Here is an 18720-nt window from a genome sequence, read left to right on the forward strand (position 1 = left end):
ACGTCTTATTACGAAACGAGCGATTCTAGTACTTCGTCATCTCGTTTATCGGAGAAGTTCTTGCCTACAATTTCGGTTTGTTTATTCATCAGATTAGCTAGTTCTTCTGCTTCCTCTTTTTCACCAGCTACAAATATCTTTTCCCACTCGCGCTTTTTAGACTTTTTATCTAGTTTTGATGCCATCGATTTGTACCATCTTTCTCGATTCGCTTTAATTCTGTCTTCGTATAGCTCTCTTTGTGCAGTACTTCCGTTACCAGGCGTGTTCTCGCTTCCAGTCGTACCTTCATAAATTCTCCAATTATCTTCGTCCGGGTCCCACGCGTATTCTTCACTCTTCGTTAAGAAACCAAGTTCCGTTTCTAAAATACGTACATAATCATAATGCACAAGAATTATTCCAGTGTTTGGATAATCCTTACTTAATTGTTCGAGTTGGTCAAGCTGTGGTTCTTCTTCCCAATAAAGATTCGTCTTAACCGGTACCTGAGTACGTTCAACGAACCAGATTTGATCATCAGATGAAGCGATGATCACGAGACCCCGTTTTAAGTCATTTTCAATCGAATTGATTTCATCCTGCACTTTTTCTTTTACCTTTTCAAAATTCTCTTGCTCATCTTTATTGCCACTTTCTTTTAAGTAATCTTCAAAGTTTCGGAAACCATTCTTTAATTGAATCTTCCACTCACCATGTTGACGGTCTGGATCACGTCGGTCTGTATTTAAGTATAGAGTAAACACCTTATCTGGCTTTTGTACTTGAGCTCGTTTAATTTGATCTAGTTTTTCAGTTAATAGCATGTCATCGTGTCCTCCTTCACTTTTTGTTACTTATAAAATGGATTCCCTGTTTTTTGTAAGGATTAAACATAAAATTATGTAGCATATTTCATTTCTTTATGATAGTAACGATGAAGACTTTGTGATAGAATAAAATCATTAAAATATAATAATAATTCTAATTTAATGAAATGCATTCTCATTTAGAAGTCATTAAAACCGTATTTTCGGGCTTCAAACGATCTTTCTTAGCATGAAATGAGACATATAAGAACGTTGAGTATGAATATCTTTCTCAATTAGAAATTAACAAGGAGGAATGATGATGCAACAGTTGAATGTTCAAAACAGTACTTATACCACTCAAACTTCCTTTTGGTGGAATTCTTTCAAACGACATAGCGAGTTACTTGCTGCCTTGGTAAGTGGCTTGATCATTGCTTTCACGTGGTTGATGGAGGGCGAATTTTCTTCATCCATAGAAGCTGGGCTTTATATAACTGCTTTTATTATTGGGGGATTCGCGAAAGCAAAAGAAGGCATTGAGGATTCGCTAGAAGATAAAGATGTGAACGTGGAATTATTAATGATTATAGCTGCAATTGGTGCCGGCTCCATTGGATATTGGACAGAAGGGGCCATTCTAATCTTTATCTTTGCAGTCAGTGGTGCACTTGAAACATATACGTTAAATAAGAGTGAACGGGAACTTCAGTCACTCATGGACATACAACCCGAAACAGCTACCATCTTAGAGGATGGAATCGAGAAAGTTGTTCAAGCTTCGGAGCTAACGATCGATAGTACAATACTAATTAAACCAGGCGAACGCGTTCCTGCTGACGGAGTGATCTTGAAGGGTCAAACGTCACTCGATCAATCAGCAATTACTGGTGAATCTATTCCAGTGATCAAGCGGATCGATGATGAAGTGTTTGCTGGTACGCTTAATATATCCGGCCATCTAACGATTCGAATGACGAAACGGAACGAAGATACCGTTTTCCAAAAAATTATCGCTCTCGTTCAAGAAGCACAAGATCAAAAAGCTCCTTCACAATTGTTCATCGAACGATTAGAAGGCTGGTACGTTAAGATCGTATTACTTACGGGAGCTCTTCTTATGGTTCTCCCCCATTACCTCGTTGGGTGGACGTGGGAAGAAACGATCTATAGAGCGATGGTTTTTCTAGTTGTAGCTTCCCCGTGTGCGCTCGTTGCTTCAATTATGCCGGCTACGCTGTCAGCTATTTCAGCTGGAGCAAGGAACGGGATATTGTTTAAAGGTGGCATACATCTCGAACAGCTTAGTACCGTTCGAGCCGTTGCACTTGATAAAACCGGTACTCTAACTCAGGGAAATCCAGAAGTAACAGATGTAATTACAAGGGAAGACATCGAAGAAGACACATTGATCCGAAACGTCGCTTCGATTGAGAGACAATCAACGCATCCATTAGCGAAAGCGATCGTTCATTTTGCTGGGGAGACGAATTGGTTTTTACCAGACGAAATGGAAGACCATTCTGGATGGGGCGTTAAAGCAAAAATCTCTGGAGTACAGTGGAAAGTCGGTAAACGTGAATTTTTCTCAGATGTAATTGGTTTTGATCGTTTTGAACAACGTTACAAGCAACTTCAACAAGAAGGTAAGACGATCGTACTTGCAGCTGATGAAGCAGGTATTGCTGGAATGATCGCGCTAAAGGATCAAGTAAGAGCAGAATCCTCTAAGCTTGTGAAAGAATTAAAGAAACTAGGCATCGAACCTGTCATGATTACTGGAGACAGTGAAGAAACGGCTAGAGCGATCGCCAATGAAGTAGGAATTGAAAAATACTATGCAAACTGTTTACCTGAAGATAAAGTAACAAGGATCAAACAGTTAAAAGAAGAATGCGGCTCTGTTGGAATGATTGGAGACGGCATCAACGATGCACCAGCTCTTGCTACAGCTGATGTTGGAATCGCTATGGGTCAGGGGACTGATGTGGCATTAGACACAGCTGATGTTGTACTGATGAAGAACGACCTGTCTAAACTAACTCGTGCAGTGAGCTTATCAAATCGATTGAATGGTATCGTAAAACAAAATGTCACCTTTTCTATTGCAGTAATTCTCGTATTGATCTTATCTAACTTCTTCCAGTTCCTAACGCTGCCTCTAGGTGTGCTAGGTCATGAAGGAAGCACCATCCTCGTTATATTGAACGGCTTACGTTTATTAAAATAATAAGTAAAAACAGCAGTCCAAGACTGCTGTTTTTATTTATGTAGACTTATTCCTCCTGAAGTAGTTGGAAGTGGCGTTTATTTCTCCTCCTACAACAATGACGAGGCCAGTTAAGTAAAACCATAGCATCAATGCGATTACGCCACCTAAACTACCGTAAGTTGCAGAGTAGTTCCCAAAGTTATTTATGTAATATGAAAAACCAAAAGAAACGGCCTGCCATAACACCGAGGCTGTAATTGACCCTATGATTACATCTTTATAGTGCAAACGCTTATTAGGTGCGTAATAGTAAATAAACATAAAAACGATGATCATGATCGTGAGACTCAACAGCCAGCGAATCAGTGAAAACATAAAGCTAAAGGTCTCTGGAATCATAAAGAAATCAACGAAAAATCGCCATAGCATTTCTCCAAAAACAGGCAATATCAATGCAACGACGATGACGAAGATCATTGCTAGTGACAATAAAATCGACAGCCCTCTTGCAAGAAGGAAATTTCTGCTTTCATCCACGTTATAAGCTCGGTTGAGTGACTTAATTATGGCATTGATGGCATTTGAAGCTGACCAAATCGTAGCGATAATTCCAAACGAAAGTAATCCCTTTCGTGCGCCGTCCTCAAGAATGAGATTTTCTTGTATCGTAATAAGAGACTCTGATGGAGCATATTGAGAAATCAAATCAAGAATTTGATCCTTAGAGAAATCAAAATGAGCCAGAAGGGTAATGGCGAAAATGAGGAAAGGAAAAAGCGACAGTAAGAAATAGTACGCGAGCTGCGCAGCTAAATCTGTCACCTGATGTTCCTTTATACTCGAGAAAAGCTGCTTACTAAAACTAACTAGAGATAAGTTCACCATATACCCTCCTGAAGTAATCTAGTGCGTGATCTCGCGGTTATGGTCTTTCGTTAATTCTTCACCTGCTTCTACAACCCTAGAACCAATTTCTTTAATATCTTTTTGCGTTTCTTTCACAATGTTAAGTGCTTCGACCGAGCTTTCTTTTAAACCGCTGAACTTCTTAGAAAGTGTCGTGATGTCATCCTGGACCTCTTTCATCAAATCACCAGCATCTTCAACCGTTTGTCTTACCTTATTCGAATAATAAGAAGGGTTGTTCTTAACTTCTCGAAGAACCTCTCCAGTACGCTTCGATCCTTCTTTGATCGATTGCCTTGTCCCTCGATCTAAAAGAGAAATAAGAGCCCCCGCTAGACCACCGATTAGGACAGCTTTAAAAAGTTTATTTTCACTCTTCTTCTGATATGTCTCATTCATTGAAAATTGCCTCCTTTAATTTCACAAAGTTGCGATTATTTTCCCTATAATAGGTGCGCTCAAACCTAACGAGCAGTGGTGTAGCGGCGAAGAATTCGGTCTACCGCACTTCCATAGCTTTCCCCAAATATCACAAGATGAACAAGAAGATAATAAAGCTGATAAATCGGAAAACGATCTTTGTATCCATCCTCTAATGGGTATTCTTCTTCATATCTTCTATAGAAAGCTTCTGAGTACCCTCCGAATAAATATGTAAATGCGATATCCACTTCCCGATCGCCATAGTATACCGCAGGATCTATCAAGAAAGGTCCTTCTTTACTACTTATCCAGTTTCCTCCCCAAAAGTCACCATGCAGCAATGAGTTTTTTGGAGTATGGTTCAGGATAGAGTGAAGATTGTCTCTAAGCTTCGTCAGAAGTCGATTACGTTCTTTCGTGAGGACTCCTTTTTCTTCAGCTAAGGATTGTAAGAAGCCTATCCGTTGATCACGATAAAACTGTACCCAATCATTCCGTTCGTTTGTTTGTGGGAGTTCCCCTATAAAGTTATTATGTTCTAAACCCGCCTTTTTACTAAAGTGGGCATGCATATTCGCAACGACACTACCTAGTTCTTTATCAGCTTCACCGCTTTCAAATGGAGGAATCCATTCTAATAAAAGGACGTTATTTCCTACTCCACCATCATGATGATAAAGAGGTTTAGGTACAGGGACCCCATTTTCTCCTAAAAGTGTAAGCCCATTTACTTCTGCCTGAAAAAACTCTTGACCAGCTGAAGGGTTGTACTTAACAAAATAGTCCCTTTCACTCGTTTTTGCATAAAACGTATGGTTGATGGAGCCACCTGTAACACGATCCCACTGATCGATCTTCCCATCATCTCCATAAGCTTGAAGGGCGGACCGCACTTGAGAAATCATAGCCCGCTTTCTTCTCTAATGTGTTGAAGTAACTGATCGCAGCCCTTTTCTACCATCTCATAAACCTCATCAAAATTACCTGTGAAATACGGATCAGGAACATCTTCAATTTCAAAATCTTCTACGTAGTCCATCAGCCTAGAGATTGAACTCGTATTCGTCAGACCCGCCAGTTTATGCAATTCACCTAAATTTCCTGCATCCATTGCGACGATATATTGGAATTCCTCTAGATCACTCTTTTTGACTTGACGTGCCTGCATCCCATCCATACGAATGTTCTTCTTATTTAAAAGGTCTGCAGTCCCTTCGTGCGGAGGCTCTCCGATGTGCCAATCACCAGTACCTGCCGAGTCGACGCTAATCATATCTGAAAGACCAGCATGTGCAACCTTATCTCGAAAGACCGCTTCAGCCATTGGAGATCTGCAAATATTACCGAGACAGACAAACAATACTCGAATCATACTTATCCCTCCATCGTTTTGATGTACACAGTTCGGTTTCGTGGGCCATCAAATTCACAAAAATAAATCCCCTGCCATGTACCAAGAATCATTTTTCCGTCTTGAATTAAAATCGTTTGTGAAGCTCCTACAGTACTCGTCTTCAAATGAGAAGCAGAATTTCCTTCTGCATGCCGATATTTCGGATGTTCCCATGGATATACTTCATCAAGCCTCATCAACATGTCATGTTTGACGTCAGGATCTGCATTTTCATTAATCGTTATTCCAGCCGTAGTGTGCGCTGAAAACACCACTACCATTCCATTTTTGATTCCTTCTTCTTCAATGGCGTTCTGTACAGTTGACGTAATATCGATCATTTCGTCTCGCTGTGTTGTGTTAACGGTCGTTTTCTTTAACATCTCTGAGCCCTCCTAGTGATTTTTAAAATCTCAATGATGGTCTCGATCGTACAAATACAAATAAGGAATATCAAGAAACAAATAATGCGTCTCGTTAATAGGGTACGAATATGTCCTTATCAATTCATTTGTTTCGATATCACTGTACATATCTGAGAGGTTCCCTATCCCTTCATGTTTCATTCTCATAATGTTTTCTAAGAAATACGGTCTCCAACTCCAGTTGTTCCCCACATACTCTGGTTGAAGTTCCCAGCTCCCATCATCGTTACGGTAGTAGTTCGAGGACACCTGATTCCCATCCTCATTGCATATATAACCTCTAAAGCAAGCGTCATTCAAGGATCTTGAAGCTTGTGAGACAATGTCATCCCAATCGTTTTGCTTCATCATCTTAACCTGTTTTTGTAGATGCTCATTAAACCTTTTGGATAAATGATAAAGCGATAGAAGCCGATTTTGTTCATGATTGATAAACTGATGAAACTCCTTAGAAAGCAGTGGTTTGAATTGATCTCTTTCTAAAAATTCTGGACCTGGTTCTTTAATGTAATCACCTTGATAATAGCGACCACCGTTTTCCCAAGCATACTTCATCTGACCATGTCCTTCGATTCCTTCAAACAGTAAGGTAGCACCAATTTTACGCCCAAGCATCGATAATGCGTAAAGCACATCTCGATATTCTTGAGGCATGCCTTTATCTTTAAGACTAAAAAGATTTACTTTAATAATATTTGGATTTAAAATCGCAATCTTTTCGATATTGCTCATCTTATTTCCAGAATGGCTAACAGCTATTTGCACGCCGAGACTTCTATAATAAGTTAGAAGATGTTGAAGCTTCTTTAAATCACTTTCATCCACATCATAATCAGACACCTCTAACGCGATTCGCTCATATGGAATTCCGAGATTAGCATATCCCTCTAATGATGACGTGATCGTCTCTCCTCGATCAAACAACAAATGACTGGCATTGCAGTTAAAAAACAAACATTCACCTGTCCCATAATTACTGTAATACTCGATCGCTAAATCTCGAACAATCGTATCGATTTCCAATATGTACTCTTCTGGTATCGAAGTATCTTCAAAGAAGAAACTAAGGTCTTCAGCACCTTTTTCTGTTTGGATTCTTCCCAATACTTCATATCCAATAATTTGTTTTTTATCAGCGCTGATGATCGGTTGAAAATATGGAAACACGTTCTCTTTATTGCCCATGACATCTAGTGCATCCACCGCTTATCCCCCTCTCCTATGTCGATTTAAATACTATTATTATAGCATGAACATATAACTTTTTTAGAGGCTTGTCCCCTCCCAATTATGTCAGTTACTCTCTTAATTCTAAGCATAAATCCTATGAATAATTGGTTAATTATTGGTTTTTATGAGTTTGAGATTTATACTAGTAGTAACAATTAGTATAAAAGGTGATGATTTGAATGAGGGAAAGACAGACACGGGGCGAACAAAATGAGAGCTAATAAAGAACAAATCAAACGAATGAAGAAAAATGAATTCATCAGAACTGCGATTGAGTACGTCGATACAGGAGTCGTCATCACAGACCCTGAACTACCTGACAACCCCATCATATATACGAATAAAGGCTTTGAGCAATTGAGCGGATACACAGCAGAAGAGGTCATCGGGTTTAACTGCCGGTTCCTTCAGGGCGAAGACACGGACAGAACAGTATTAAATCAGATTAAGTCTGCCATTCAGAAGAAAGAAAAAATGAAAGTAGAAGTAAAAAACTATCGTAAAAACGGAGAACCATTTTGGAACGAGCTGCAAATTTTCCCCGTTTACATTGAAAGTGAAAAGCAGTCCTATTTTGTAGGTGTCCAACAGGACGTAACGAAACGTAAATATGCGGAAGAACGTTCCAATCATTATTTACAACAAGTAAAAGCACTATCTACTCCGATCGTTCCGATCGATAGAGGTGTTTCGATCGTACCACTAGTCGGTGAAATCGATGATGAGCGACTAGAGCTTCTGCATCACAACGTGAGTAGACACATTCAAAAAAGCGGTGATCAGTATTTGATCCTAGACCTTTCTGGAGTGAGTCACTTTACAACTCAACTTCACAACGGTATTTATCAACTCGATCAGCTCATCAAATTAATGGGAGCTACGCTAATGATGTCTGGGGTTCGGCCAGAATTTGTTCTTGAAAGTGTACGTTCGGATTTAACATTGTCATCGATTCAAAGCTTTCCATCTGTTAAACAAGCCTTGAAAACAATTCAATAAGAATAGGAAAAAAGCTTTCGAGATTGTTTTCTCGAAAGCTTTTTAGCAGACTTACTTAAGTCTTTCTTTTATAGATGCATTCAATGACTTCGCATCTGAGAGCGCTCTGTGGTCTTCCTCTATCTCACCAGGCTTAACAGCTTGACCGATGATGTAATCGACCATTTTCATTCCGAGAAAGTCGCATATGTATTGAAATTGCTGAATAAGAGGCAATCCTTTGATTCTTGGATTGTCGCCGCCACATGACACCACATAAACTTCTTTATCTGCTAGCTTACTCTTTAAATCAAACCGTTCATCGCGCATTGCCTGCGAAAATCGATCGACCATATTCTTCATCGTCCCTGACATGCCGTACCAATAAATTGGCGTGGAGAAAACGAGAATATCGCTGTTGATAATCTCCTCAATCAAGTTATCGTGATCATCGTATACGCGTGTGAAACCACCTTCTGCATGACGTTGGTCATGAATGGGGCGGATAGATAATTGCCTTAAGTAAACCTTTGCATGGTCGATGTCATCCAGTACATGGTTTGTTAAAGTTTCTGTGTTTCCATCGGGTCTTTGACTGCCGTCTAATACAAGTATCCTCTTCATATCATTCTCCTTTCTTTCGCACATATTTATTTTAACGATTACACAGTTCCTTTTACACTGTTTTGCTTAAAAAGGAGGAGTCATTTTGCAGAATTATTTAACCTGGTCGGTAAATGAGACCTTTTCACTCTTCTCACTACCTCACCTACTTGTACTAGTCACCTTAACGGGATTGCTAGTCCTTACCTACCTATTCAGAAAAACGCTACGAACAAAACGATATAACAGAGCGTTTCGCTTTATTTTGATCTTTTTATTATTCCTTTCAGAAACGAGCTTTCATGCTTGGTTTAGTTATCACGATGAATGGCGTGTCACGACAACGCTCCCACTGCAATTAAGTAGCATCTCCCTATTTCTCGCTTTGTTATTGTTACTTTTAAAACGGCATTTTCTGTTTGAGATCACCTTTTTCGTAGGTTCGAGCAGTGCGCTTCTCGCAATGGTTACACCTGAACTTATTTATGCCTATCCGCATTTTCGTTTCTATCACTTTTTTGTTGCCCATGGCGGAATCGTTCTGACAGCGTGGTTTATGATCGTGGTTGAAGGTTACAAACCAAGTTATTCTTCCATTTGGAGAGCATTTATCTTTCTCAATGTGTATACAGCGTTTATTTTCCTACTAAACTTTCTTATTGACTCGAATTATATGTTTCTAATGGAGAAGCCGATGAGCAATACCATCTATGCCTACCTAGGCAATTGGCCATGGTATTTAGTAACGTTAGAAGTGATCGCCATTTCATTGTTTCACCTTTTATACTTGCCATTTGCCATGATTAATCGGAAAACAGAGGTCCGTTTAAACAGTCCTAAAACAGGTAAATGACTATAAAACAGATCTTTGAAAGGATGAATATCATGAAACGTTATCACCTTATCGTAAGCGGGCAGGTTCAAGGTGTTGGATTCAGAGCATTCACACAGCAAAAAGCAGCAAAATACAATCTAAGTGGCTATGTGAAAAATAACACGGATGGTTCTGTAGAGATCGAAGCTCAGGGAGATGAAACACAGATTAAGCAATTTATTTCTTCGATTGAAAAAGGCAGCGCTTTTTCTTCTGTAGATAAGATCAATGCGAATGAAGAGGAAGTAAAGCATGAAGAAGAGTCTTTTTCAATACGTTATTAATGTTCAATCATCGCTTCTTACTCTATAATACTAGTAGATTTAAAATCGAATAAGTCGGAGGAAGCGGATTGTGACAAGTAACTCGTTTTTTGAAAATAATGAAACGATCAGAGTGCTAAATAGTATTGGGGACAATATCTTTGTATGTGATACAAGTTTTACCATCGCTTGGTATAATGAGCAGGCTGAAGATCTTTTGCAATCGATCATCGATTATCTTCCCGTCGATTCACCTTCACAATTAATCGGAAGAAGCATACATGACTTTCATAAGAATCCTGCCCATCAAAAAAATATTCTATTACATCATTTGCCTTATCAAAGTACGATCACTCTTTTCAATAAGTTTGCTGCCAATATCGTTATTTCAGAATATAGAAACGAAGACGGCAAAAAAGTGGGATACATACTTGTCTGGCGAGATGTAACTGAAAAGGAAAAAGAGATCGATGAAAACAGGAAACTTGTGGAGGAGTATTCGAATACGATCCTTCCTACTGTTCTTGAGAATGCTATTCTGCTTCCATTGATCGGCACGCTGACTGTAAACCGTTCAGAAAAATTGATTAGAAATGTACTCAGCTATTGCGCTAAAACGAAGACAGATTATGTTCTGATCGACTTTTCTGGACTAACAAATCTCACAGATCGTTCAGCCAATATAATAATTGAAACGATGACAAAGTCTCTTAGTCTGATGGGGATTCAAGTGGTTTATGTGGGGATTACATCACGAATTGTAAGATGGCTAATCGATCTTGACTTAGATTCGTCTATCCCTACTTATGCAACGTTTAGACAAGGAATCCGAGCGGTCATGAAAAATGAAGGATACGAACTTAAGAGGATCAATGAAAAGATCAAAAGCTGAAGAGCACACTCTTCAGCTTTTTTTATATTACATCTGTTTACTTGAAAACTGCTGAAACACCGTGTTTGTCTTGATTGGAAAAATTTCTTCCCCTGCTACAGTGTTCAATATCCGTTTATTTCTTTCTACAGATAGCGCAAGGTTTGTTGCCCCCGCACCGTGAGAATGTTCAAGATTTGTGAGGGTAAAGAAATGGTTTTCTCTCCCATCTTTGAAAACGAGTTGCTGGTTTAATGTGACTTTATACCTCTTTTCATCCTCCCACTCAATTTCATCGTGCATTCTCGTAAACCATTCAGGAAAATGAGGCTTGTAACCTGTAGCTAACAACACCTTCTCAGAATCTACCGTAAACGAATGGTCTTCTTGCCACTGTCTACATGCTAATCGGTAAACTCCGTCCACTTTCTCAACACCGTTCACCTCTGTCATCGGCTGTATCGTGGCTTCAGGGTAATTCCCTTCAGCTGATCGATGGTAGAGCAAATCATAAATGGCTTTCAAGGTTTCTGGATCGATTCCTTTTCTTAACGGACCTAACGTTGAGAGCGCCTCTTCTCGCTCCTCGTATGAAAGTCGATGAAAGTAAGAAATATAGTCTGGAGAGAAAACTTCCTGACCAAGCTTCGCCGACTCTAATTGGAAGAACCCAGCTGACCTTGTAAACCAATTCAACTTGTACTTATAGTGCCTCTGGTCGTTCAGTAGATCATAAAAAAGTTCTGCTGCGCTTTGCCCAGAGCCGATCACAGTGACAGAATCAGACTGCTTTAACTGTTTCTCATGATACAGATAATGATTTGAATGGAGCACGTCTTCTATTGGATACTTATCAAAACCTTCTGGAACATTTGGTAGACTGCCTGTACCTAACACAACGTGTTTTGCTTTCACTTTATGAGTCTCAGATCTTTTAATATCTTCAATGATCACTTCATAGTATCGCTCTTCTTTATGATACGTTACATCGATTACTTTCTTCCCAAATTGACAGTTAGAAAGTTTTGAAGCCACCCACCGCGTATATGCATTATATTCCTTTCTCGGGATATCGAGTTTATTAAAAAAATAAAATTGATAAAGTCTGTCGTTCTCATGCAAATAATTAATAAACGTGTATGGACTCTTTGGGTTAGCAATCGTTACAAGGTCCGCTAAAAATGGCACCTGTAAATCTGCTCCCTCAATCAACATACCTGGATGCCAATTAAACTCTTCTTTCTGATCAAAATAAATCGCTTCTATGTCTAAATCCTCAGCGAGCGCCGCCATTCCGAGATTGAATGGTCCGATTCCTATTCCAACTAAGTCATACATCATTTGATCGTTCATTATCGTCACGTCCTTTTTCTCCACTTAAACAGTTCCATATCTTGTTTTACCCTAATCAACATGATTCTAAATCTATATGCAGATAAACTCTGATACAATTATGGTGAGGAAATAAATGGGAGGTACATCATGACAAATGATTTGTTTACTTTTTACTTGAGCGAGATTGAAAAGCCATTTTCAGGTTGGGACTTTTCTTATATTCAAGATACAGGACGTATTCATAGTGAGCGCTTGCCGTGGTGCTATACTTCAGAGGTTCTACCCATATTTAAGAATGCAAGGAGTGTTTTAGATATGGGTACAGGTGGCGGAGAATTTCTCGAGAAGCTTCAACCTTTCCCAGAAATGCTAGCTGCAACTGAAGGATATCCTCCAAATGTTCCGATTGCTAAGAACCGCTTGGAACCACTAGGGGTGTCTGTTCATGCATTCGAAGAGGATGATCATCTTCCTTTCTCGGATGACCAATTTGAGTTCATCATGAATAAACATGAGGCTTATTCTCCTACTGAATTAAAAAGAATTCTGACTTCAGATGGAAAGTTTATCACACAACAGGTAGGAGGCTCCGACATGCTTGAGCTCAATCGACTTCTTGGAGCATCCACTGAAACAGAATTTGAGCATTGGAACCTCGCTTATGCAGTGAACGAATTAGAGGATGCAGGATTCGAAGTGTTCGGTCAGGAAGCATTTCCAGAAACACGCTTTTATGATGTAGGGGCGATTATCTATTATTTAAAAGCCATACCGTGGCAAATACCAGATTTCTCAGTAGAACGTTATCGAGATGCGCTGTTTAAGATACACCTGAAGATTCAAGAAGAAGGCTATCTTGATATTCCTTCAAGCCGATTTATTATTAAGGCTAGGCTCAAAGGTTAATTTGAACCCGCATACGGCGAGTTCTCAGCTTGTCGAGAAACCTATGTCATTATTCAGTGCTCCCTATGCCGTAGTCGATGACGATCGCATGCTTTCCGCGGACGAACGTCCAAGCCCGAGGTGAAACCCGCACCCCGGTCTCGGCCGCCCGTACGACCGCAGGAGTCCGCGATCGTCTCTCCTACTTGAAGGAATAAATCCAAAGTCAACACTCCGTCCCAATAGTTTAACAGTCGAATATGGCAATTCTGACCTTCTTTTTATCCATCAACGTTATTTGGAAAGAGGAAAGAATCAACTACTCTTTTTGAACACCGAGTACCCTTTAAAAAAACACTCATCCAACCTGGATGAGTGTCAGCTTGTATAGAAACCCCAATTCGTTCCTCTACAAGCTTTAAACCGCATACGGCGGGTTCTTTTTTGATTAATCTGCACTAACAGCTTTCGAGGCACTGATGGCGGAAAATGTAATGGTTACTGCGCATAGCAACGCGATGACAAGGAATCCTTTAGCGAGGGGCCAGAATTCCCATCCGTCAATAAAAACAGAGCGCATCGCCTCAAATAAATACGTTGTAGGGTTTATGACGGTTGCGATTTTTAACCAATTTGCTTCAATAAGTTCGTATGGAACGAATGTGGTACTTAGGAAGATAAGAGGGAAAAAGATGAATGTCCCGGCCTGAGCTGACTGAGCATTCTTCGTTCGTAGTGCTATTCCAACAGAATAACCAGCAAAAGCCAGCCCCCATCCGAGCGTTAGCAATAACACAATCAAGATCCCACCAAATCCTGCAGCTATTTCAAGACCAAGGAAATAGGCGATGATTAGAATCAGGATGGTTTGAACCAAGAGCTGAAGCATACCAGCTATGATCGGACCAAGTACGATTGCAAGTCGAGAAGACGGAGTTAACAGCAGCCTCGAGAAAAAACCTGTCTCGAGATCATTCACTAACGCCTGTCCAGCACCACCGGCACCCCCGATCGCAGCAGAGACAATCGACACAGGAAGTATGAAAGCTAAGTAATTAGCTCCATCAAATGCTGGAAGCTCTGAAATCCCACTAAGCCCACCTTCATATACCAACAAGAAAAAAAGACTAATAAATAGGTTCGGAATAAATATGAAAGGATTTCTAAGAATCGTAATGATACTTCTCTTGGAGTAGATCAACGTGTCCAGGAAGAAAGAACTCTTCATTTTCACACCCTCTCCTTTTTCTTATGCGTGACATTGATAAATACGTCATCTAAAGATGGAGGCTTTACATTGAGGGTTTTCGGAGACAGATTTTCTTCATCTAAATTCCTTACAAGTTCAGAAAGGAGTTTCGTGCCGTTTTCTGTATAGATCGTTACTTCATGTTTCGTTTGCTCTATGTTTTCACCGAGTCCATCTAAAACCTTGCTCGCATGATCTGCTTCCTCAAGGTTTTCAAATGTCAGCTGGATCGCATCGAACCCAAGCGTTCTTTTCAATTCTTCAGCACTTCCTGAGGCCACGATCTTCCCCTCATTGATAATACTGATTCGATCTGCTAACTGATCGGCTTCTTCAAGGTATTGTGTCGTTAGGAAAATCGTTGTACCTTCCTCTTTGTTCAATCGTTTGATCTCTTTCCAGATCGCCTGTCGGTTCATTGGATCTAAACCTGTTGTCGGCTCATCTAAAAATAAAATTTTTGGATTATGAACGAGCGTCATCGCAAGATCTAACCTTCTGCGCATACCTCCAGAATACTTTCCTGAAGGACGGTCTGCATCCCCAGTTAAGTCAACGAGGTTTAACAACTCAACTGCCCTTGCCTTTGCTTCTTTCTTCGAAAAGCCGAATAATCTTGCTTGCATTTCAATCAGTTCACGACCAGTCAAAACCGAGTCGATCCCTGTTTCCTGAAGCGCAACACCGATGTTCCTTCTCACACTCTCAGGATTCTCTTTAACATTTATACCTCCAACGAGAATTTCGCCTTCTGTTGGCTTAACTAATGTTGTAAGGATTTGAACAGTCGTCGATTTCCCTGCACCATTCGGCCCAAGAAAAGCAAAGAACTCCCCTTCTTTTACTTCAAAGCTTACACCTTGTACAGCTTTAACCTCTCCTTTATATGTTTTTACGAGCTCATTCACCTTTATTGATCCATCCATATCTCAACCCCCTTTTTGATAAAAAAATACACTTATCATGCGCTGCGATAAGTGTTCATCATGTTAGTCTTCTTCTTATTTTTTCCTCGTATTCTGGTGCTTGCTTCGATAACCTTTCCGTCATGAGCTGATCATATTTCAGTTGTTTTGCAGAGATCTTTTGCTTTATATGCAACCTGTCTTCCTCATCATTACAATTTTCTAGAATTTCTTCTAATGTTAAAAGCTCCTTCTTTAATTGTGTTTCCTCAGGAAGATAGCCACTGTTTTTTAGTATTTTGTATGCAATTCGTAACTCCTCAGGAATACTGGATAGATCCTCAAGCTTCTGCCGCTTTCCTTTTCCGGGTAAATCGTTAAACTCCCCATTCTTGATAGCAGTTCTGATTTTATCCTCCGCTATGAGCCAGGCTATATCCAAGATCCATTCCTCCTTTCATTCATTATCTATTTTTTCAGACGTTTTGTCATGAGTAATGCGTTATAAATTTCTCGAATCGAATTTCTAAAAATCCCTTTTCAGATAAAACACATGATGTTACCATAGTCATCGATTGGGATTTGAAAATGACTCCTTAAACGAAATACTATATAGAGAAAGGATGTTTCACATGCATATCGATAGCAAAGGTTGGTACGTTGAACAACTTAAAAAGCAAGATGTACGTTACATCGAAGGACGTAAGATTGAGAAGTACAAGAAGCACATTCTTAGAAGTCGCCTAGAGCAAGAATAGAACAAAACGGGGGACTTCCCCCGTTTTACATACTAATAGATACAAAGGGTTTGATACATAGGTACAAATTGATCACTCCGCCATTGGAGCGGGGTGGAGAGAACCCCTAACCCATCCGCGTTATACCTTCCAACAACTCGTTGATAGACGAGCAATTCATCGATGCCATCCCTTTGGTAATCGATCGGATACACACCACCAGGTGGATTAACATACCCACTGATCGGTTCTTTTAACTTCCCATCCGAATTATAAATTTCTGCTAGATACTCCTGACCTTTATACAATAAGCTTACGATATATGTCTTATCTAACGTTTCATTTCTAATTTCCGCTTGATAGTAGTCTAAATAGTTTACTTTGTAAGTGAAAGCATTCGTAAAACTTTCATTATCAAATAGCAATCTTAAATTCTGTTGGTAATAGGAGTAAAGAAAATCGTACGTAATTCCTCCGCTTCCACCTGAATCCGTTCTTACGAGGATTTCTTTTACATTCTTATCAGTGAATCTGCCAAGGTATAAAGTTGGGTTATACCCACTACTGCCAGGTAACGAAAACGAGACTTCATTGGATGTTTGCCCATCTTTAATCGAGAGCACCACCTGATCGATTAACGGAGAATCCGGATAAGGTTTCGATCCTGTCAGACTCACGACATCTGGATACCCATCACCTGTCACGTCTCCTACCTGTTGGTCGATTAACATCCTATTCCTATACACTCGATCCCCTCCCCATCCACCTCATATATATGCAAGCCTTCCAGTTTCTTTTCGTTGTAATCATATGGAAATAGATATAAACTAAATCAATCAAGGGAAGTGGGGGAAGCTATGAAGTCTGATTTTAATAAAGAACAAGCGATAGGTATCATGAGTGGTGCCGGCGCATATCTTCTTTGGGGAATTCTCCCTCTATATTGGAAGCTTGTTTCTGAGGTACCTTCTGAAGTTGTACTCGCCCATCGCATCATTTGGTCATTTGCATTCATGATCGTTATTTTGCTTATGTTAGGAAAAGCCTCTACTTTATGGAAAGACCTCATTACAATCATAAAACAACCCAAAAAGATGACATCGATCACGTTTGCATCCCTCTTTATCTCGATAAATTGGTTTGCATTCATATGGGCGGTAAACCACGATCATGTGATTCAAACTAGCCTTGGATACTATATCAATCCTTTGATAAGTGTACTTCTAGGCATCTTATTTCTAAAAGAACGCCTGTCATTCTGGCAGTTCATCTCCGTTCTACTTGCTACAATAGGGGTATTAAATCTTGTTTTTCAATTTGGAGAAATACCGTGGGTCTCGTTGATCCTGGCGGTGAGTTTTGGTCTTTACGGACTTTTGAAGAAAACGGCTAGACTTGGAGCCATGATAGGGCTCACCATCGAAACGTTGTTGATCACACCTTTTGCGATCGGTTACCTCGTTTTTACTTATAACAGCTTGCCAGAAGCTTTCTATGCAAGTAACACGACAACAATGCTTTTACTTCTAGGTGCCGGGTTCGTTACTGCGATACCGCTCTTATTATTTGCTACTGGGGCAAACCGCATCTCTCTTTCGATGATTGGCTTTCTTCAATACATCGCCCCAACACTGATGCTTATTCAAGGAATCTTCTTATACGGAGAATCATTTACTTCTCACCATGCAGTAAGCTTCACATTAATATGGGTAGCACTATTGATCTTCACGCTTTCTAGAACGAAACTGTTTCGTCGCATACAGCCAGGCGGGCTTCAGCGGAAACATTCATACGAATCATAAAAAGATCCCCCTCACACGAAGGGGGATTTTACGTATCTGAAACCTTTTTGAACGGCCATAAATGTGTTGTAACAGTCTTAGAAAAGTGAGCGAGTACTCTTTCTTCCTTAAAGAAATAATCATCAGAAAGCGTATCTTCTAAAATCGTGAACGCTGCTTTTTGCAACGGCCACTTTTCATGCTTGATATCACCCTGAAAGACGTTGCCATTATGAACCACGAAGAGACGCTCTCTTTCCGTTAACCAAAAATCAAGATTTTCCTTTTCTGATTGATACGGTTCACCTATAGGACGGTAGCTGACCTGAAACTTACTTTGTTTGACGCCTCTATGTGTACGAACACCATTAAAGTAAAACGTTCCATCACGCTCACTCTTCGTTAAACGCGCACGAAAATATGGCAGACGAAAAAAATTTCTGGCGATCCACACTCCTAAATTGTGATTAGCATCAAGGCTAAAGAAGTGTACCCCTCTTTTGTCACCAAACTTAACATACGTTCTTACATTTAATTCGAGTAATGTTGAAGCAAAAGGTACAGAAGGCATTCCTCTAAATCGAATTCCACTCATTTCAAACGGGACAATTCCAATCCACGCTTCACCGTCAAATGTATCTACATCCAATTCCTCTGGAAGGAGTGTCTTTAACCAAGATGGGTCCACTGGCCAATGAAGAAATAGTAGGTCGCCCCAGGTTTGCTTCATGATCCAACCGTTACTGTTACTCATGAGATCTCCTCCTGCTCTATTTACTAGCTTACCCCATATGATGTGAAGCTTTCCATTCATAAACAGCCTCCATAACACATCGAAAGCAAAAACGTTGTATTACGATCC

Annotated in this window: 22 protein-coding genes; 8 read left to right on the top strand and 14 right to left on the bottom strand. The window is 40.0% G+C overall.

Going from position 1 to position 18720, the window contains the following annotated elements; genetic code table 11:
- Positions 1-8: 8 nt before the first annotated feature.
- Entirely contained in the window at positions 9-806 is a 798-nt protein-coding gene (locus ACXADT_RS01530) for a VLRF1 family aeRF1-type release factor (RefSeq protein WP_474833020.1), read from the bottom strand.
- A gap of 301 nt (positions 807-1107) precedes the next feature.
- On the opposite strand from ACXADT_RS01530, the gene ACXADT_RS01535 reads away from it, so the two are divergent.
- Positions 1108-3018: a heavy metal translocating P-type ATPase gene (locus ACXADT_RS01535; protein WP_474833021.1), complete on the top strand. Its 1911-nt coding sequence runs from the start codon at positions 1108-1110 to the stop codon at positions 3016-3018.
- 36 nt (positions 3019-3054) lie between these two features.
- Here ACXADT_RS01535 and ACXADT_RS01540 read toward each other — a convergent pair whose 3' ends face one another.
- The 6 genes from ACXADT_RS01540 to ACXADT_RS01565 all read right to left on the bottom strand — a co-directional run bounded on the left by ACXADT_RS01540 (position 3055) and on the right by ACXADT_RS01565 (position 7350).
- The gene (locus tag ACXADT_RS01540; protein WP_474833023.1) at positions 3055-3885 is read right to left on the bottom strand and encodes a YihY/virulence factor BrkB family protein; all 831 of its coding nucleotides are present in this window, start codon (positions 3883-3885) and stop codon (positions 3055-3057) included.
- 18 nt (positions 3886-3903) lie between these two features.
- The gene (locus tag ACXADT_RS01545; protein WP_270182656.1) at positions 3904-4305 is read right to left on the bottom strand and encodes a YtxH domain-containing protein; all 402 of its coding nucleotides are present in this window, start codon (positions 4303-4305) and stop codon (positions 3904-3906) included.
- Positions 4306-4370: 65 nt separating this feature from the next.
- Positions 4371-5234 carry a fructosamine kinase family protein gene (locus ACXADT_RS01550; protein WP_474833024.1) on the bottom strand — a complete coding sequence of 288 codons (864 nt, stop codon included), beginning with the start codon at positions 5232-5234 and terminating at the stop codon, positions 4371-4373.
- Complete coding sequence (locus tag ACXADT_RS01555) at positions 5231-5701, bottom strand: low molecular weight protein-tyrosine-phosphatase (protein ID WP_270182658.1); 471 nt, start codon at positions 5699-5701, stop codon at positions 5231-5233. Before ACXADT_RS01555 ends, ACXADT_RS01550 begins: the two co-directional genes overlap by 4 nt.
- Before the next feature lie 2 nt (positions 5702-5703).
- Positions 5704-6105, bottom strand: coding sequence for a secondary thiamine-phosphate synthase enzyme YjbQ (locus ACXADT_RS01560; protein ID WP_270182659.1), 402 nt, complete (start codon positions 6103-6105; stop codon positions 5704-5706).
- 30 nt (positions 6106-6135) lie between these two features.
- Positions 6136-7350, bottom strand: a complete 1215-nt coding sequence (locus ACXADT_RS01565; RefSeq protein ID WP_270182660.1) for an EAL domain-containing protein — start codon at positions 7348-7350, stop codon at positions 6136-6138.
- Positions 7351-7587: 237 nt separating this feature from the next.
- Here ACXADT_RS01565 and ytvA point away from each other — a divergent pair, with 237 nt between their 5' ends.
- Positions 7588-8376 carry a YtvA family blue-light photoreceptor gene (gene ytvA, locus ACXADT_RS01570; protein WP_270182661.1) on the top strand — a complete coding sequence of 263 codons (789 nt, stop codon included), beginning with the start codon at positions 7588-7590 and terminating at the stop codon, positions 8374-8376.
- Positions 8377-8427: 51 nt separating this feature from the next.
- Here ytvA and ACXADT_RS01575 read toward each other — a convergent pair whose 3' ends face one another.
- Complete coding sequence (locus ACXADT_RS01575; protein ID WP_270182662.1) at positions 8428-8979, bottom strand: flavodoxin family protein; 552 nt, start codon at positions 8977-8979, stop codon at positions 8428-8430.
- Between the two features lie 85 nt (positions 8980-9064).
- Here ACXADT_RS01575 and ACXADT_RS01580 point away from each other — a divergent pair, with 85 nt between their 5' ends.
- From ACXADT_RS01580 to ACXADT_RS01590, 3 genes are all read left to right on the top strand, one after another.
- A complete protein-coding gene (locus ACXADT_RS01580; RefSeq protein WP_474833026.1) occupies positions 9065-9811 on the top strand; it encodes a YwaF family protein in 747 nt (248 codons plus the stop codon).
- 32 nt (positions 9812-9843) lie between these two features.
- Entirely contained in the window at positions 9844-10116 is a 273-nt protein-coding gene (locus tag ACXADT_RS01585; RefSeq protein ID WP_474833028.1) for an acylphosphatase, read from the top strand.
- Positions 10117-10186: 70 nt separating this feature from the next.
- Positions 10187-10987, top strand: coding sequence for an STAS domain-containing protein (locus tag ACXADT_RS01590; protein ID WP_474833029.1), 801 nt, complete (start codon positions 10187-10189; stop codon positions 10985-10987).
- 27 nt (positions 10988-11014) lie between these two features.
- On the opposite strand, the gene ACXADT_RS01595 is transcribed toward ACXADT_RS01590, so the two are convergent.
- Entirely contained in the window at positions 11015-12304 is a 1290-nt protein-coding gene (locus tag ACXADT_RS01595) for a lysine N(6)-hydroxylase/L-ornithine N(5)-oxygenase family protein (RefSeq protein WP_270182749.1), read from the bottom strand.
- 141 nt (positions 12305-12445) lie between these two features.
- Here ACXADT_RS01595 and ACXADT_RS01600 point away from each other — a divergent pair, with 141 nt between their 5' ends.
- A complete protein-coding gene (locus tag ACXADT_RS01600; protein WP_474834627.1) occupies positions 12446-13207 on the top strand; it encodes a class I SAM-dependent methyltransferase in 762 nt (253 codons plus the stop codon).
- A gap of 427 nt (positions 13208-13634) precedes the next feature.
- On the opposite strand, the gene ACXADT_RS01605 is transcribed toward ACXADT_RS01600, so the two are convergent.
- Genes ACXADT_RS01605 through ACXADT_RS01615 form a run of 3 tightly spaced genes read right to left on the bottom strand, consistent with a single transcriptional unit; the run spans position 13635 to position 15782 of the window.
- Positions 13635-14414 (bottom strand): ABC transporter permease, encoded by a 780-nt coding sequence (locus tag ACXADT_RS01605; protein WP_474833031.1) that lies wholly within the window; start codon positions 14412-14414, stop codon positions 13635-13637.
- A gap of 2 nt (positions 14415-14416) precedes the next feature.
- The gene (locus ACXADT_RS01610) at positions 14417-15361 is read right to left on the bottom strand and encodes an ATP-binding cassette domain-containing protein (protein WP_270182667.1); all 945 of its coding nucleotides are present in this window, start codon (positions 15359-15361) and stop codon (positions 14417-14419) included.
- Between the two features lie 58 nt (positions 15362-15419).
- Positions 15420-15782 carry a DnaJ family domain-containing protein gene (locus tag ACXADT_RS01615; protein WP_474833032.1) on the bottom strand — a complete coding sequence of 121 codons (363 nt, stop codon included), beginning with the start codon at positions 15780-15782 and terminating at the stop codon, positions 15420-15422.
- Between the two features lie 190 nt (positions 15783-15972).
- On the opposite strand from ACXADT_RS01615, the gene ACXADT_RS01620 reads away from it, so the two are divergent.
- Complete coding sequence (locus ACXADT_RS01620) at positions 15973-16098, top strand: DUF2639 domain-containing protein (RefSeq protein ID WP_270182669.1); 126 nt, start codon at positions 15973-15975, stop codon at positions 16096-16098.
- A 32-nt stretch (positions 16099-16130) separates the two neighbouring features.
- On the opposite strand, the gene ACXADT_RS01625 is transcribed toward ACXADT_RS01620, so the two are convergent.
- On the bottom strand, positions 16131-16823 hold the full coding sequence (locus ACXADT_RS01625; protein WP_474814376.1) for a VCBS repeat-containing protein: 693 nt from the start codon (positions 16821-16823) through the stop codon (positions 16131-16133).
- Positions 16824-16934: 111 nt separating this feature from the next.
- On the opposite strand from ACXADT_RS01625, the gene rarD reads away from it, so the two are divergent.
- A complete protein-coding gene (gene rarD / locus ACXADT_RS01630; protein ID WP_474833033.1) occupies positions 16935-17879 on the top strand; it encodes an EamA family transporter RarD in 945 nt (314 codons plus the stop codon).
- 28 nt (positions 17880-17907) lie between these two features.
- Here rarD and ACXADT_RS01635 read toward each other — a convergent pair whose 3' ends face one another.
- Entirely contained in the window at positions 17908-18612 is a 705-nt protein-coding gene (locus ACXADT_RS01635) for a YqjF family protein (RefSeq protein ID WP_474814379.1), read from the bottom strand.
- Between the last annotated feature and the right edge of the window lie 108 nt (positions 18613-18720).

Source organism: Anaerobacillus sp. ABR4_321 (assembly GCF_056158505.1).

Coding starts and splice junctions, on each gene's coding strand:
- ACXADT_RS01560 (WP_270182659.1), bottom strand. CDS start 6,105: ATGTTAAAGAAAACGACCGTTAACACAACACAGCGAGACGAAATGATC.
- ACXADT_RS01635 (WP_474814379.1), bottom strand. CDS start 18,612: ATGAGTAACAGTAACGGTTGGATCATGAAGCAAACCTGGGGCGACCTA.
- rarD (WP_474833033.1), top strand. CDS start 16,935: ATGAAGTCTGATTTTAATAAAGAACAAGCGATAGGTATCATGAGTGGT.
- ACXADT_RS01545 (WP_270182656.1), bottom strand. CDS start 4,305: ATGAATGAGACATATCAGAAGAAGAGTGAAAATAAACTTTTTAAAGCT.
- ACXADT_RS01535 (WP_474833021.1), top strand. CDS start 1,108: ATGATGCAACAGTTGAATGTTCAAAACAGTACTTATACCACTCAAACT.
- ACXADT_RS01605 (WP_474833031.1), bottom strand. CDS start 14,414: ATGAAGAGTTCTTTCTTCCTGGACACGTTGATCTACTCCAAGAGAAGT.
- ACXADT_RS01595 (WP_270182749.1), bottom strand. CDS start 12,304: ATGTATGACTTAGTTGGAATAGGAATCGGACCATTCAATCTCGGAATG.
- ytvA (WP_270182661.1), top strand. CDS start 7,588: ATGAGAGCTAATAAAGAACAAATCAAACGAATGAAGAAAAATGAATTC.
- ACXADT_RS01585 (WP_474833028.1), top strand. CDS start 9,844: ATGAAACGTTATCACCTTATCGTAAGCGGGCAGGTTCAAGGTGTTGGA.
- ACXADT_RS01550 (WP_474833024.1), bottom strand. CDS start 5,234: ATGATTTCTCAAGTGCGGTCCGCCCTTCAAGCTTATGGAGATGATGGG.
- ACXADT_RS01540 (WP_474833023.1), bottom strand. CDS start 3,885: ATGGTGAACTTATCTCTAGTTAGTTTTAGTAAGCAGCTTTTCTCGAGT.
- ACXADT_RS01575 (WP_270182662.1), bottom strand. CDS start 8,979: ATGAAGAGGATACTTGTATTAGACGGCAGTCAAAGACCCGATGGAAAC.
- ACXADT_RS01610 (WP_270182667.1), bottom strand. CDS start 15,361: ATGGATGGATCAATAAAGGTGAATGAGCTCGTAAAAACATATAAAGGA.
- ACXADT_RS01530 (WP_474833020.1), bottom strand. CDS start 806: ATGCTATTAACTGAAAAACTAGATCAAATTAAACGAGCTCAAGTACAA.
- ACXADT_RS01555 (WP_270182658.1), bottom strand. CDS start 5,701: ATGATTCGAGTATTGTTTGTCTGTCTCGGTAATATTTGCAGATCTCCA.
- ACXADT_RS01620 (WP_270182669.1), top strand. CDS start 15,973: ATGCATATCGATAGCAAAGGTTGGTACGTTGAACAACTTAAAAAGCAA.